Here is a 14,396-nt window from a genome sequence, read left to right as displayed (position 1 = left end):
ATCGATGGATCCGGGACGTTGGGGAACGAGGCCGGGCCGCAGCCCGTCGGGTCATTCTCGGTGACGCCCCGGGGCCGGACAAGCAACGATTTGAACTATGCTTATCGCCGCGCGGGGGATCGCGGCAGGGAGCCTGCGCGCCGCAGCAGCACGAGCAGCGCGATCGATATGACGGCGGGCCCGATCTGCGGCAGCTTCATCCACGGATTCAGAAACTCGTACAGCGGCAGCGCCCACATGACGGCGACGATGGATTGCTCGCCGCGCCGCCAGCCGTACTGCGAGCCGATGGCGATCATGCACGCGATCGGGACGCACAGCCACGACAGTTCGTAGTGCCAGACATACGGATTGGCGGCCAGCGTCGCGACGACGAGTACCGCACCGCGCAACCGCGCGTCCCGGCTGCGGCGCCAGACGCAGCACGCTGCCGCGAGCGCGATTGCCGCGATGGCGGCTTGTCCCGCGAACGCGAGGGCCGGCGGCAGGCCGGCGAGCCGAAACGCCGCGAACGGCGTCGGCGACGCAAACCAGAACGGCACGCCATGTTCGATGATCAGCGAACGCAGCGCCCCGGCATTCTGCAGAAACAGGCGGAGCGGTTCGATGCCGCCCGCCGCGATCCCCAACGCGGTGATGGCGGTCGCCCAGGCCGCGGCCCACGCGAACGCGCGCCACGCGCGCGCGGCAATCAGCACGAACGGCAACAGCATGGCCAGTTGCGGCTTGACCGACAGGAGTCCGATACAGAGGCCGGCCAGCATCGGCCGCCGGTCGACGAAATACACGGCGAGCGCCGCACACGCCGCGGTCAGCATCGCGTTCTGCCCGTACATCGCGGTGACGAGCACGCCCGGGCAGGCGAGCAGCGCGAGCCAGCCGATGCGCGTCGCGCCGGGTACGGCGCCGAACCCCGACACGCGCCACACCGCGAGGCCGAGCAGCACGATGCCGAGCACGACGAACAGCGGATAGCTGATCGCGTAGGGCAGCAGCGCGAGCGGTGTCACCGCGAGCAGATACGACGGCGGGTACAGCCACGGCAGGAACGCATGGCGGCCCGCCGACGGGAACAGTCCGGCGAGCGCGCGCGAGAACGCGGGGACGTCGTACGCCTGCCACGGCGAGCCGTGGAGCATCAGATGGGACGCGGACCAGAACACCATATACCCCGAGCCGGGGCGGAACGTGTCCGAATCGGTCGAATGAAAGCCGATCCAGAGCAGGATCGACCCCAGCAGCACGCCGATCACCAGCATGACCGCGCTGTAAAGCGCGATGCGTCCGGGGGTGAGCCAGACGCGGACAGGGCGTTCGTCGCGCCGTATCGACGAGCCGGAAATATCCATGCGGCGCTACTTGACCGACAGATTGCGCGGCGCCTGCGCGCCAGCCACGACCGTCTGCCGGCGCCGGGCCGTCGCGATGCGCCGGACCGGAAACTGCAGCAGCTTCGAGCCGTCCGGGGCCCCGGCGTGCCGTGCGGGCTGCAGGCCGGCCTGCGCATCGGCCCGGTAGCGGCGCCGGACGAGGTAGACCGGGCGCTGCTTCGATTCATGATAGATGCGGCCCAGGTATTCGCCGATCACGCCGATGCCGATCAACTGGATGCCGCCGACGAACAGCATGACCGAGATCAGCGACGCGTAGCCGTGCACCGGATTGCCGAATAGCAGCGTGCGCATCACGATGTACGCGCCGTAGACGAACGACAGCACGGCGAACGCGAGGCCGATGTAGGTCCACACGCGCAACGGCACGGTGCTGAAGCTCGTGATGCCCTCGAGCGCGAAGTTCCAGCGTCGCCACCCGGAGAATTTCGAGTGACCGCCGCTGCGTGCGGCGCGCGTGTATTCGATGATCTCGGTCCGGTAGCCGACCCACGCGAACAGGCCTTTCATGAAGCGTCGGCGCTCGGGCAGCGCGCGCAGCGCGTCGACGACCTGACGGTCCATCAGCCGGAAATCGCCGACGTTCTCCGGCATCTCGACTTCGGACAGCTGGTTATGCACGCGGTAATAGAGCGCGGCGGCCACGCGCTGCATCAGCGGGTCGCACCTGCGGTCGGTGCGCTTCGCGGCGACGACCTCGGCGCCGGCGTGCCAGCGTTCGAGCATCGCGGGGATGAGCGCGGGTGGGTCCTGCAGGTCGGCGTCGATCAGGATCACGGCGGCGCCGGCCGCTTCGTCGATGCCGGCGGTCAGCGCGGCCTCCTTGCCGAAGCGCCGCGTGAGGTCGACGATGCGCACGCGCGAATCGGCGACCGCGATGTCGATCAGCTTGTCCAGCGTGCCGTCGCGGCTGCCGTCGTTCACGCAAACGATCTCGAAGCGCGCGGTGCCGATCGCTTCCAGTATCGGAACGGTGGTCGCGAAGAACGCATCGATCGCTTCTGCTTCGTCGTGAAACGGCACGACGAGCGATACCAACGGCTTCAGGGTGTGCCTGGACATACGTCCCCCCGTGAGATCCGGTCTGCGCCGCATTGTCTGGTCCTGTTGTCGCCGAACGTGCGGAAACGGGTCCGGATCGGCGCGCGTTTGTGTTTGTGATGGGCTCGATGGCGTGCCGCGGGCCGGGCGGCAAGCCGTCAGATCATTCTACGCAGGAATGTCACACAGGTGACAGCGTGCGCGGGTTTGTTCGGGGGCGGGATTTCGCGATGCAGCGGCTCGCCGGGGCGCCGAGGCGCCGTCCGGACCGCGCGTGCGTGCGCAACGGTTAGCATGTCGACTGGAACGACGGCGACGGAGAGGGCCATGCAAGTCCAGGATCTGACCGGTGCGGCGCTGGATTACTGGGTCGCGACCGCGGAAGGCCACGAGGTGCCGCGTGCCGACGCGTCCGGCTGCACGTCGATCCGCGAACCGGGCGGCGTCCCGACACCGTTCGCGCCGTCATCGTCCTGGGCGGACGGCGGTCCGATCGTCGAGCGGCTGCCGTTTGCCGGGTTCGAGCGCGACGGCGGGCGAGGTGCGTGGCGTGCCGTGCTGCACCGCGCGGTGCCGGCCGCGGGCGAGCGCTGCACGTTCAACCAGTCGGGGCCGACGCTGCTGATCGCCGCAATGCGCACGCTCGTCGCGTCGACGTTCGGCGACGACGTGCCGGATCTCGATATGGCGCGGCCGCGCTGAACGCATCCTCGCGCCGCATCGCTCACGCGGACACCTGCCGGATGGCGATCGATGCAACGTCGACACGGCGCGGCAGGATCGCGTCCGCCGCCGCGCGATCGGCGACGCGCTGCAACACGTCGATGTCGGCGCCGCTGAGGCTGCGCTGCGCGAGCGCGGCCCGGCGCGCGATGTCGGTGGCCGCATCGGGCGGCAGGCGCGTGAGCGACGCATAGACGCTCGCGTAGTCGGCCGGGTGCGCGAGCGCCCACTGGCCCGCGCGGGCGAGCCGCGCGAGCACGTCCGCAAGCGCCGCGCGCTTGCCGCGATCGTCGAGTGTCTCGACCGGCGACGTCAGGAACGCGAGCCCCGAATTGATGCCGCTGCCGTCGCGGACGATGCGCGCGCCGCGGCGCACCGCATGCCCGTAGTACGGATCGAACGTGGCCCAGATGCCGATCCGCTTCGCCTCGAACGCGGCGAACGCGTCGACCGGCAGCACGAAGCGCACGTCGACGTCGCGTGGCGCGAGCCCGTGTTCGCGCAGCGCGCCATACAGCTGGTATTGCGAGATGCTGCCGCGCGCCGATGATACGACGACGGTTTGCCCTTTCAGGTCGGCCACGGCGCGAACCGGCGAGTCGGGCTGCACGACGATGCCGAGCGACGCCGGCGAACCGACGCGCGTCGCGACGATCCGCAACGACGGATCGCCGAGCGCGGCCGTCAGGACCGGCAGGTCGCCGGCCGGCGCGAGATCGATCGCGCCCGCGCGCTGCGCTTCGAACAGCGGCGCGGCGCCCTGGAAGTTGGCCCAGCGGAACCGGTACGGCGTGCCGTCGAGCACGCGCGCCGCTTCGGCGAGCGCGCGCAGGCCGCCGGCCTGGTCGCCGAGGACGAGCGTGACGCCCGACAGATCGGCGCCGGCCGCACGGGCGGGCAGGGCAAGGCCGCCCGCGAGCGGCGCGGCGGCGAGGGCGGCAAGGCGCTGCAGCGCGCGGCGGCGCGCTGGGGCGGAAGCGTGGGGCATCGGCGGTGTGTCCTCGGTGATCCGCGCGCGGGCCGCGCGGCTGCCGGGCAGGTTACGGAATCGTTTTCCGGCCGACAAACATCGAATCGTGAAATGCATATTCGCGCGGCGGGCGCCGGTGCGGCCGGCGTCGACCCGGACGCCCGGGACGCTTGCGCGGGCGCTTTACGCGGCCGGCGGCATCGTGCGCAGGAATGCCCGCACCGCAGGCGCCTTTTCGAACCGCCGGTGCGCGAGCGCGAGTTCCGACATGATCGGCTTGCCGGCGATCGGCCGGTACACGACGCCCGGCAGCGACACGCAACCGGCGAGCGCGTCGGGAATCACCGCGACCCAGCCGTTCACCGACACGCACGCGAGCACCGCGAGCAGGCCGCCCGGCCGCGCGGCGACCACCGGCGCGAAGCGGCCGCGGCGCGCGACTTCGAGCGTGCCGAATTCTTGTTCGGGCACCGCGAAGCGCGCGTCGGCGAGGTCCGCCGCGCGCACGGCGGCCATCGCCGCGTAGCGCGAATCGGCGGGCACGGCCGCGACGAACACGTCGCGCTGCAGCGTGACGATCCGCAGGCCGCCGGGCAGCGCGAGCGGCGGGCGCACGTACGCGAGGTCGAGCCGGCCGGCGTCGAGCTGGTTCGCGACGTCGTCCATCGGCACTTCGCGCAGGTTCAGCTCGATGCGCGGGTGAGCGGTGCGAAATGCGCCGACGGTGCGCTGCAGCGTGCCCGAATACACGGCCGACGACACATAGCCGATCTCGATCCGGCCGAGTTCGCCGCGTTCGGCCAGCGCGGCGAGTTCGCGGCCGCGTTGCAGATGCTCGACCGCGGCGCGCGCTTCCGCGAGATAGGCCTCGCCGGCGGCGCTCAGCGTGACCGCCCGGCGCGACCGGTGAAACAGCCGCACGCCGAGCACCCGCTCGGCTTCCTGGATCTGCCGCGTGAGCGCGGGCGGCGCCATGTCGAGCGCCTCCGCCGCGCGCGCGAAATGCAGATGTTGCGCGACGCTCAGGAACGCCCGCACGTGACGGAATTCGAGCCGGTCCATGGTTGCAATTTTCGTCAATAAAACAGCATTGAAGTGTCAATGACAGGCAATACGGGACAAGCCTAGCATACGGCTCCCTCATCCTGTTCCGGAGTGCCGGATGTCCCAGTCTTCACCGGCGTCGCGCACGAGCGCGGCTGCCGTCCCGCGCACGGGCACCCGCCTGCCTGCCGCCGCGACGCTCGCCGTCGCATCCGCGACCTGCTCGCTGATCGTGCTCGACACCAACGTGGTGGCCGTCTCGCTGCCGAGCATCGCGCGCAGCTTTCATGCGAGCTTCGCCGATATCGAATGGGTCGTGAGCGCGTACATGACCGCGTTCGCCGCGTGTCTGCTACCGGCCGGCGGGCTCGCCGACCGCTTCGGACGCAAGCGGATGCTCTTCACGGGGCTCGCGCTGTTCCTTGTCGCGTCGCTCGGCTGCGGCATCGCGCCGTCGGCCGGCTGGCTGATCGCCGCGCGTGCGGTGAAGGGCGGCGGCGCCGCGCTGCTGCTGACCGCGGCGCTCGCGGTGATCGCGAACCGTTTCCCGGACGGCCGCGAACGGGCCCGTGCGTGGGCGATCTGGGGCATGTGCATGGGAATCGCGACGGCCATCGCGCCGCTCGTCGGCGGCGCGATCACGCAATGGATCGGGTGGCGCTGGGTGTTCCTGCTGAACCTGCCCGTCTGCCTGCTGCTGGCGGCCGGTGCGCGCGTCGCGATCGACGAATCGAACGATCCGCATGCGAAGCGCGTGGATGCGGCCGGCAGCCTGCTGTTCGGCGCGGCGCTCGCCTGCGCGATCGCGGCGCTGATCGGTGCGCCGTCGCACGGCTGGCTGTCGGGCGCGACGCTTGGCCGGTTCGCGCTCGCGGCCGCGCTGCTGGCGGCGTTCGTCGGCGCGGAGCGCTGGCAAGCGCGGCCGATGATCGATCTCGCGCTGTTTGGCCAGCCGCGCTTCGTCGGCGCCGTGCTCGCGATGTTCGGTTACGCGGCGTGCGCGCAGGTGATGATGACGTTCCTGCCGCTGTACCTGCAAAACGCGTTCGGGATGTCGGCGATCGACGCGGGGCTCGGGATGCTGCCGTTCGCGTTCGCGATGATCGCCGGTCCGTCGCTCGGCGCGGCGCTGGCCCCGCGCGTTTCGTCCGGCGGCGTGCTGGCGGGCGGGCTCGCGCTGATCGGCGCCGGCAACCTCGCGACCGCGGCGCTGACGGCCAGTGGCGACTACCGGCTCGTCGCGCTCGGCATGTTCGTGACGGGGTGCGGCGCGGGCATCATGAACGGCGACACGCAGAAGGCGATCATGGCGTGCGTGCCGCCGCATCGCACCGGCATGGCGTCGGGCATCAGCACGACGACGCGCTTCTCGGCGATCGTCACGGCCGTCGGCGTCCTCGGCGCGGTGCTGGCGGCGAGCACGCATGCGCGGCTCGACCGCCTGCTGTCCGCGACACCTGGCCTGCGCGTATTCGCCGATGAGCCGTTCATGTCGAGCCTGCTGGCCGGCGATCTGGCGCAGGCGCTCGGCCGCGTGCCGCCGGCCGCTGCCGGCACCCTCGCGCGGGCGGCGCCCGTCGCGTTCGCGAGCGGGTTCGCCGATGCGCTCACGGTGAGCGGCGTGCTGGCGCTGGTTGCGGCCGTCGTTGCATACAAGTTGCTGACGCAACCGATGCGAAGGCGCGTGATGTGAAACGATGTGAAGCATGCGCAACGTCGCGCACGATCCTGCTGTTTGTCGACGTTCGGGGCGATCGTGTCGCTGCCGGTGATTCGATCGAGTGGCCACCGGCGTTCGCGATGCGACGTCCACCGACACGGGTTCGACGCGTCATCCCGACGATTCGGCACGGCGCGGGTAAACAGGACCGGCCTGACATGCGGCGGCCGAGCGGATCATGCCGGCCCGGGTGCGGTGCCGGTCAGTGCGACTTCGTCGCGGTGCGGTGGATGCGTGCCGCGTGCGCGACGCGCGCCGGATGCGACGCATGACAATGCGGGGCCGGTCTGCGGCGCGTGCGCCGGGTGGGTTCGGGCGGCTCGGCGGCGGCCGGCGCGGTTTTCGCGGTGTCCGCATCGGGCCCGGAAGCGGATACGGCGGCGACCGCCGCGACCGCCGGCAGCCTCGCCTCGGCGTCGAGCCATGCGCGCGTCGCCTCGGCGATCAGCCCGCGCAGCCAGCGAACGCCTTCCGCGCACGGCCCCGATTCGTTCCACGTCATCCGGTACACGATATCCGGCGGCTCGGCCGGCAGCGCGACCGCGGCGAGCGGCAGCAGCTTCGCGTAGTGCCGCGCGAGCCGGTACGTGGTGGTGAGGATCAGGTCGGCGCGCACCAGTGCGTGCGCGGCCAGTTCGAAGTGCGGCAGCGTGACGACGATGCGCCGCTGCAGGCCCACGCGTTCGAGCTGCCGGTCGATCGCGCCCGACGCTTCGAGCCACGACGGCGTCGGGCACAGCTGCGGCGCCGCCGCGAATCCGGCGGCCGTCATCGCGCCGCATCGCGCGAGCGGATGCGTCGCGCGCATCAGGCACACGACGCGGTCGTCGAACAGGTCGTCCTGCCGGAAGCGCGACTGGCGTGCGGGCCGGTTGTCGATCACGACGTCGAGTTCGCCGTCCGCCAGCGCGCGCTCGTCGTCGAACCCGTCGCCGAGCGGATGAAACACCAGTTGCGCGTTCGGCGCGCGCTCGCGAAACAGCGCGACGAGTTTCGGCACGAACAGCACGTTCAGGTAGTCGGGGCAGCCGATCCGGTAGGTGCGCACCGACGTGCGCGCGTCGAACGTCGGCTGCTGGATGCGGATGAAGTCGATCACGCGCAGCGCGTTGCGCAGCGGCTCGATCAAGCGCGCGCCGAACTCGGTCGGCACCATCCCGTAGCGGCTGCGCACCAGCAGCGGATCGCCGAGCAGCGTGCGCAGGCGCTTGAGCGCGGCGCTCGTCGCCGGCTGCGACATGTTCAGGCGCACGGCCGCGCGCGACACGGTGCGCTCGGTCAGCAGCACGAGCAGGATGCGCATCAGCCGTGCATCGAGCACGTCGAGCGCGCCCGTGGCGTCGGACGCGCCGCGGCGCAGCGCGGTCGGGTCTAGCGGGTCCGGCATGCCGATCCGCCTCCCGGCGATACGAGGCGGCCGCACGATGCGGCCACCGGCCGGCGGCCCGTCATTTTGCGAAGGTTCCGGGCCAGCCGACGATCCGCTTCGGGCGCGGCGGCGCATACGTGCGGACCTTCGACGTCTTCAGCTTCAGGCGCACCAGCGACTCGGCGAGCGCGACCGCGGCCGACACGCCATCGACCACCGGCACACCCGTGCATTCCTCGATCTGCCGGTCGAGGCCGGCCATCCCGCCGCAGCCGAGGCAGATCACTTCCGCGTGATCGTCCTTCACCGCGCGCTGCGCCTGGCCGACGATCGATTCGATCGCGCGAGCCGGGTGCGCCTCGAGTTCGAGCACCGCGAGGCCGCTCGCGCGCACCGACGCGCAGCGCGCATCGAGCCCGGCGAGCTTCAGGCGATCCTCGATCAGCGGCACCGTGCGGTCGAGCGTCGTGACGACCGAGTAGCGATGGCCGAGCAGCATCGCGACGCTCGCGGCCGCTTCGGTGATGTCGACGACGGGCACCGTCAGCAGTTCCTGCAGCCCTTCGCGGCCGTGCTCGCCGTAGCCGGCCTGGATCACCGCGTCGTACGGCTCGTCGTAGCTCAACACGCGATCCATCACGGCGATCGCCGCGAGGTAGCTCTCGAAGTTGCCTTCGATCGACTCCGCGCCGAAGCGCGGCGTCAGCCCGACGATCTCCGTGCCGGGCGACGCGGCGGCCTGCGCCTGCGCGGCGATCGCATCGGTGATCGACTCGGTCGTGTTGACGTTGACTACCAGGATCCTCATTGCTGACTCCGTATGCGTGTGTATCAGTGTTGCGCGCAGGCGACCGCGATGTGCTCGCCCGAACGTTCTTCGTAGTGCCGTGTGCGATCGGCCAGCAGCCAGTACACGCTGCCCGCGATCGCGGCGCCGAGCAGCCACGAGAACGGCGTCATCGCGCTGAAGGCCGGTACGACGGCGAGCGTGATCGAGATCAGCGCGGACGGCACGAGCGCCGCGAGCGCCTTGCGGTTCACGCCGCGCGTGTAGAAGTAGGCGCCGGTCGGCGCTTCGGTGTAGAGATCGGGCACGTTCACGCGCTGCTTGCGCACCAGCCAGTAGTCGACCGTGATGATTCCGTACAGCGGGCCGAGCAGCGCACCGAGGCCGGACAGGAAATAGACGATCACGATCGGGCTGTTGTACAGGTTCCACGGCAGGATCAGCACGGCGATCGTCGCGCTGATCAGGCCCGCGCGGCGGAACGACAGGCGGTGCGGCGCGAGGCTCGTCAGCACGAAGGCCGGCGCGACGAAGTTCGCCATGATGTTCACGGCCACCGTCACGATCAGGAAGGCGAGGCAGCCGAGCACGAGGAACAGCTTGTCCGGCACCGTCGCGATGATTTCCGTCGGGCTGTGGATGATGTGGCCGTTCAGCTTGAACTGCGCGCCGGCGAGCACGAAGCTGATCGTCGCGAACACGAGGATGTTGACCGGCAGGCCCCAGAAGTTGCCGACGCGCACCGTCTTCGCGCTCGGCGACGAACGGGCGAAGTCGCAGAAGTTGAGCACCAGCGTGCCGTAGATCGCGAGCCACAGCGAGCCGCCCGCGAGGATTTCCGTCCACATTTTCAGGCCGGTCATCGGCTTGCCGATCGACATCGCGAGCTGGCCGCCGGTGCGGCTGAACATCCACGCGGCGAGCGACAGCGTCGTGACGAGGATCACCGGGCCGGCGAGCCCCTCGTACTTGCGGACCATTTCCATCCCGTACGTGAGGATACCGATCTGCACCAGCCAGATCGCGACGAACGTGATCCAGCCGAGCGTCGACAGCCCGAAGATCGCATTCTGGTCGAACGCGGCGAGGCCCGGCCAGATCGCGGTGAGCAGCACGCGCAGCACGACGGATGCGAGATAGGTCTGGATGCCGAACCATGCGATCGCGATCACCGCGCGGATCATCGCGGGCAGCAGCGCGCCGTAGATGCCGAAGCTCATCCGGCTGATCACCGGGAACGGCACGCCGGTCTTCTGGCCCATGTAGCCGGTCAGGTTCATGAAGCAGTACACGAGCACCGCGCCGATCGCGAGCGACGCGAGTATCTGCCAGCCCGACAGGCCGAGCGCGAACAGCCCGATCGCGAACGAGTAGTTCGCGATGTTGTGCACGTCGTTGGTCCACAGCGCAAAGATGCTGTAGCGGCCCCATGTCCGGCCCTCGGCCCGGGTCGGCGCGAGATCGGGGTTATGCAGCCGCGGGCTCAGCGCGGGATCGCGCGCGGCCGTGTCGGTTCGATGCGATGCGTCGTCCGCGCCGAGCCCGAGGCCCGTGCGGTGGATGGCTTCCAGTTGCACGCCGTTGTCTCCTTCCATGTGCGGGGCGCGACACCGGCTGCGTGGGTACGCAGCGCGGTCGGCCGCCGTGGACGTTATGTCTCGGATTTGTTCGCGAGTATGGGCGGCGGGCCGGACGATGGGAAATTAAATATTCGGCTGGGCGTCATTTGGAAAACGAATGGAACGCGGGCGGCCGCGGCGGCGGGGAACGGCACGCAAATTGCGAGTCAGCGGGTTCCATCCACATCGACATCAGCGGAGGTGTCATGCAGCGATATTCACTTCGTCACGTATCGCGAGCCGTCTTCGCCGGCATCCTGATCGCGGGCCTCGCGGCAGGCGCAGGCTGCCAGAAGAAGGGCGACAACGGCGCGACCAGTTCCGACTCGGGCGCAGCCAGCGGCATGTCGGTCGCGCCGTCCACCGCGCCATCGGGCACGCCGAGCAGCGGGGCGGCCGGCACCCCCGGCGACGCCGGCGCGAGCATGCCGGGCGCGGCCTCCGCGCCGGCCGGCGCGAGCGGCGGCTGACGCGCGCCGGTAGTCGGGCGGGCGGCGCGACGACGCGTCGTCCGCCGCGCGGGTGCGGTGCCGGCGGGCACGCGCGCCGGACGGCGTGCGTGCGCGGCCGTGCGCATGAAAGATTTGCAAGGACCGTTGTAGCGATTTCCGGCCCGGCGGCGACGGCGTGACGCCGGCGTCCGCCGGCCGGGCAAGGAGGTGCGATGCAGAACGCGGAATCGAACCCTACCCCGGAAAAGCAGCGGGAACAGATCGAGAAAAGCCCGGTGAAGACACCGGCGGCCGGCGACATGCCCGACGCGGCGACCCAGGCCGCGCAGGTGGTGCGGCGTCCGCTGACGCCGGAAGCGGTCGCCGGGAAGATGCCGACCGGCCTGCCGGCGATCGACGTCGACGCGCATGCGGTCGACAGCGGCGATCCGGTGCGCCGGGCCGCCGGCCGGATCGTCACGCTCGACAACGCGAACATGGCGATGACCGACAACACGGTCGACGTCGACGGCAAGGGCATGGAGGCGCGCACCGGCGCGTCGGAGTTGCAGGACAACGTGATCTATTCGAACGCGTCGCTCGACGAGGCGATCGACACGCCCGACGAAGGGCTCGGCGGGATCGAGAGCCGGCCGTCCGGCAACATGCCGCAGATCGCGACGCGGCCGGGCTGGCGTGTGCGCCATGTCGGCGACGTCGATATCGAGCACGGCGACGGCACACGCGCCGAGCACGTGATCTGCCTCGAACGGTCCGACGACTGATACCGCTGACCGACACGCGGCGGCCGATGCGAGCGCACCGGCCGCCGCGATCGCTTTCGGCCCTTACTGCGGCCCGAGTTCCTGCGCGGACGTATCGGCGTCGTTGCCCTGGGCGACGAGCACGTGAATGTCGTTCGGCGTCACGTCGCCGACCCCGCCCGACGGGATCGTCAGCAGCAGCCAGTCGGCGTTGTTGCCGATGTTGACCGGTGCGGTCTTGAGGATCGGCGACTTGCTGCCGGCCGTCGTGACGACCACCTGGTAGGTGCCGCCGTTCAGGTAGACCGAATCCTGCGTCGTGGCCGGGACGGCGTTCTGGTAGGCCGCGCCCGCCATCGTCGGGCTGACCGTCGTGATGTCGGTGCCCGGCGCGACGACGTACACGTCGACGTTCTGCGCATTCGGCGATGCGTTGAAGCTGCGCACGCGTGCCTTGTCCGACAGCAGGCCCTTGTCGTACGGGTCGTCGATGACGGAGATCAGCGACGTCGTGCTCGGCAGCGCGATCGTCGTGTAATGGTGACCGTTCGCCGCGCTGAACGATTGAGACGCGACGGTCGAGGTCGTGCCCGACACGTCGTAGCTCGCGGTCTGCGTGCCCGAATCGATGTCGTGATAGCGCGTCACGCCCTTGTAGGCGACACCCGACTGATCGACCTTCGCATTCAGGTAGTAGTCGAGGTTCGGGCCGGCCGGCACCGCGTTGATGAAGCGCGCCTGCGGCTTCGAGATGCCGAGTACGGTCCCGGCGTCGTCGCCGCCGCCGCATGCCGTGAGCATGGAAATGACCGAGCACAGGGCCACTATCGTTCGTATTGATTTCATGTCGTCCTCTCGTTCAGGAAACCTGCATTGCGATGCGGGACCGCCGCGCAGAGAACCGCGCGGAGCGCAGCGCCGGTTGGAAGGAAGATGCTGTCCGCCGGATGGCGGGCGCGGGGATGACGCAATCGACGTGCCTGTGCGGCGCAAAAACCGGCGAACGGCGGCGGCGTGGGGCAGGCAGCGCGCACGCGCCGCGATGGCGGCGTGCGCGGGAGGACGTGGGGAGCGTGGGAGCAGACCGCGCGAGCGGCGCGGTTGTAAAAAGGGAGCGTCGCGCGCGCGGCGCGAGGCGTCAGCGGTTCACGAGCCGGGCCGGGTAGGCGAGCGCGAGTGCGCAGCCGACCAGCATGCATGCGGCAAAACCATACAAGCCCGCGCTTTGCGAATGGAACGTATCGCGCAGCCAGCCGATGAAATAGGTGCTGCCGAAGCCGCCGAGGTTCGCGATCGAGCATGCGAACGCGATGCCGCCGGCGGCGGCCGAGCCCTTCAGGAACGTCGACGGCAGCGCCCACACGACCGGCATCGCGGCGGCCGCGCCGGCGTTGATCAGCGAGAACAGCAGCACCGTGCCGAGCGTGCCGTGCGACGACGAAGCCGCGATCGCCAGCGCGACGGCCGACACCATGAACGGTACGACGATATGCCAGCGGCGCTCTCGCGCGCGGTCGGAGCTCGCGCCGCAGTACAGCGTGGCGAGCACGGCGGCGGCGTTCGGGATCACCATCAGCCAGCCGATGTGATACGCGTCCTTCACGCCGGTGTCGCGCAGGATCGTCGGCAGCCAGAAACTCACCGCATACAGGCCGAGCAGCACGCACAGGTCGATCAGGCCGAGCGCCCACACCTTCGGATCGGAGAACGCCTTGCCGAGCGCGTGGCTCTTGTTGCCGGACGGATCGGCGTCGAGATTCGCGCGCAGCACCCGCTTCTCGTCGGCGTTCAGCCATTGCGCGGATTCGATGCCGTTGGGCAGCCAGCGCAGCACCGCGAAGCCGAGCAGCACCGACGGCAGCGCCTCGAGCAGGAACAGCCACTGCCAGCCGCCGAGCCCGTGCGCGCCGTCGAACGCCCGCATGATCCAGCCGGAGATCGGACTGCCGATCATGCTCGACAGCGGCAGGCCGACCATGAACAGCGCGACGATCCGCGCGCGGCGCGCATCGGGATACCACTGCGTCAGGTACAGCAGCACGCCCGGCAGGAAGCCGGCTTCGGCGGCGCCGAGCAGGAAGCGCACGATGTAGAACTGCATCGGCGTGTGCACGAACATCGTCGCACCCGACAGCAGACCCCACGTGATCATGATCCGCGCGATCCACAGCTTCGCGCCGACGCGTTGCAGCACCAGATTGCTCGGGACTTCGAACAGGATGTAGCCGGCGAAGAACAGGCCGGCGCCGAGGCCGTACACGGTGTCGCTGAACTTCAGCGCATCGAGCATCTGGAGCTTCGCGAGCCCGATGTTGATGCGGTCGAGATAGGCCGCGAAGTAACACAGGCAGAAGAGGGTGATGAGGCGCAGCGTGACCTTGCGATAGAGAGTGCCGTGCAGCGCGTCGTCGGGGGAAACGGCGGCGCTCGGGTGTGCGGTAGACATGGGACTGCCCCTGTTCGAGTGTGACGGATGAATGGGTGGCTCGATCGACGCGAGCGGACGTTCCGCTGCGCACTGGAGTCTGTATATCACG

At 70.0% G+C, this 14,396-nt stretch carries 13 protein-coding genes; 4 read left to right on the top strand and 9 right to left on the bottom strand.

Annotation, left to right across the window (positions count from 1 at the left end; translation table 11 throughout):
* Positions 1-101: 101 nt before the first annotated feature.
* Both H0X91_RS02380 and H0X91_RS02375 read right to left on the bottom strand, forming a co-directional pair.
* Positions 102-1,349, bottom strand: coding sequence for a glycosyltransferase family 87 protein (locus H0X91_RS02380; protein WP_034202530.1), 1,248 nt, complete (start codon positions 1,347-1,349; stop codon positions 102-104).
* Positions 1,350-1,355: 6 nt separating this feature from the next.
* Complete coding sequence (locus tag H0X91_RS02375) at positions 1,356-2,453, bottom strand: glycosyltransferase family 2 protein (protein WP_012493244.1); 1,098 nt, start codon at positions 2,451-2,453, stop codon at positions 1,356-1,358.
* 306 nt (positions 2,454-2,759) lie between these two features.
* On the opposite strand from H0X91_RS02375, the gene H0X91_RS02370 reads away from it, so the two are divergent.
* Positions 2,760-3,134 (top strand): phage protein NinX family protein, encoded by a 375-nt coding sequence (locus H0X91_RS02370; RefSeq protein WP_006486180.1) that lies wholly within the window; start codon positions 2,760-2,762, stop codon positions 3,132-3,134.
* Between the two features lie 22 nt (positions 3,135-3,156).
* Here the strand turns inward: H0X91_RS02370 and H0X91_RS02365 are convergent, their stop codons facing one another.
* Together H0X91_RS02365 and H0X91_RS02360 are read right to left on the bottom strand one after the other, a co-directional pair.
* Positions 3,157-4,143 (bottom strand): ABC transporter substrate-binding protein, encoded by a 987-nt coding sequence (locus H0X91_RS02365; protein ID WP_058902935.1) that lies wholly within the window; start codon positions 4,141-4,143, stop codon positions 3,157-3,159.
* Positions 4,144-4,308: 165 nt separating this feature from the next.
* Positions 4,309-5,187 (bottom strand): LysR family transcriptional regulator, encoded by an 879-nt coding sequence (locus H0X91_RS02360; protein ID WP_006495905.1) that lies wholly within the window; start codon positions 5,185-5,187, stop codon positions 4,309-4,311.
* Positions 5,188-5,287: 100 nt separating this feature from the next.
* Between H0X91_RS02360 and H0X91_RS02355 the strand changes: the two genes are divergently transcribed.
* Positions 5,288-6,862, top strand: a complete 1,575-nt coding sequence (locus H0X91_RS02355; RefSeq protein WP_196432775.1) for an MFS transporter — start codon at positions 5,288-5,290, stop codon at positions 6,860-6,862.
* Positions 6,863-7,091: 229 nt separating this feature from the next.
* Here H0X91_RS02355 and H0X91_RS02350 read toward each other — a convergent pair whose 3' ends face one another.
* From H0X91_RS02350 to H0X91_RS02340, 3 genes are all read right to left on the bottom strand, one after another.
* On the bottom strand, positions 7,092-8,276 hold the full coding sequence (locus tag H0X91_RS02350) for a LysR family transcriptional regulator (protein ID WP_077190736.1): 1,185 nt from the start codon (positions 8,274-8,276) through the stop codon (positions 7,092-7,094).
* 61 nt (positions 8,277-8,337) lie between these two features.
* The gene (locus H0X91_RS02345) at positions 8,338-9,066 is read right to left on the bottom strand and encodes an aspartate/glutamate racemase family protein (RefSeq protein WP_006488622.1); all 729 of its coding nucleotides are present in this window, start codon (positions 9,064-9,066) and stop codon (positions 8,338-8,340) included.
* 23 nt (positions 9,067-9,089) lie between these two features.
* On the bottom strand, positions 9,090-10,640 hold the full coding sequence (locus H0X91_RS02340) for an NCS1 family nucleobase:cation symporter-1 (RefSeq protein WP_196432774.1): 1,551 nt from the start codon (positions 10,638-10,640) through the stop codon (positions 9,090-9,092).
* Positions 10,641-10,870: 230 nt separating this feature from the next.
* Between H0X91_RS02340 and H0X91_RS02335 the strand changes: the two genes are divergently transcribed.
* Both H0X91_RS02335 and H0X91_RS02330 read left to right on the top strand, forming a co-directional pair.
* Complete coding sequence (locus H0X91_RS02335; protein ID WP_049017396.1) at positions 10,871-11,134, top strand: hypothetical protein; 264 nt, start codon at positions 10,871-10,873, stop codon at positions 11,132-11,134.
* A 194-nt stretch (positions 11,135-11,328) separates the two neighbouring features.
* On the top strand, positions 11,329-11,880 hold the full coding sequence (locus H0X91_RS02330) for a DUF3005 domain-containing protein (protein ID WP_196432773.1): 552 nt from the start codon (positions 11,329-11,331) through the stop codon (positions 11,878-11,880).
* Positions 11,881-11,943: 63 nt separating this feature from the next.
* Here H0X91_RS02330 and H0X91_RS02325 read toward each other — a convergent pair whose 3' ends face one another.
* Positions 11,944-12,705 carry a DUF4397 domain-containing protein gene (locus tag H0X91_RS02325; RefSeq protein ID WP_006491053.1) on the bottom strand — a complete coding sequence of 254 codons (762 nt, stop codon included), beginning with the start codon at positions 12,703-12,705 and terminating at the stop codon, positions 11,944-11,946.
* Between the two features lie 292 nt (positions 12,706-12,997).
* Entirely contained in the window at positions 12,998-14,305 is a 1,308-nt protein-coding gene (locus H0X91_RS02320) for an MFS transporter (protein ID WP_006491056.1), read from the bottom strand.
* Between the last annotated feature and the right edge of the window lie 91 nt (positions 14,306-14,396).

This window comes from Burkholderia sp. 9777_1386 (assembly GCF_015712265.1).
GTDB classification, from domain to species: Bacteria; Pseudomonadota; Gammaproteobacteria; order Burkholderiales; family Burkholderiaceae; genus Burkholderia; species Burkholderia cenocepacia.
This window is presented reverse-complemented; position numbering and strand designations above follow the sequence as displayed.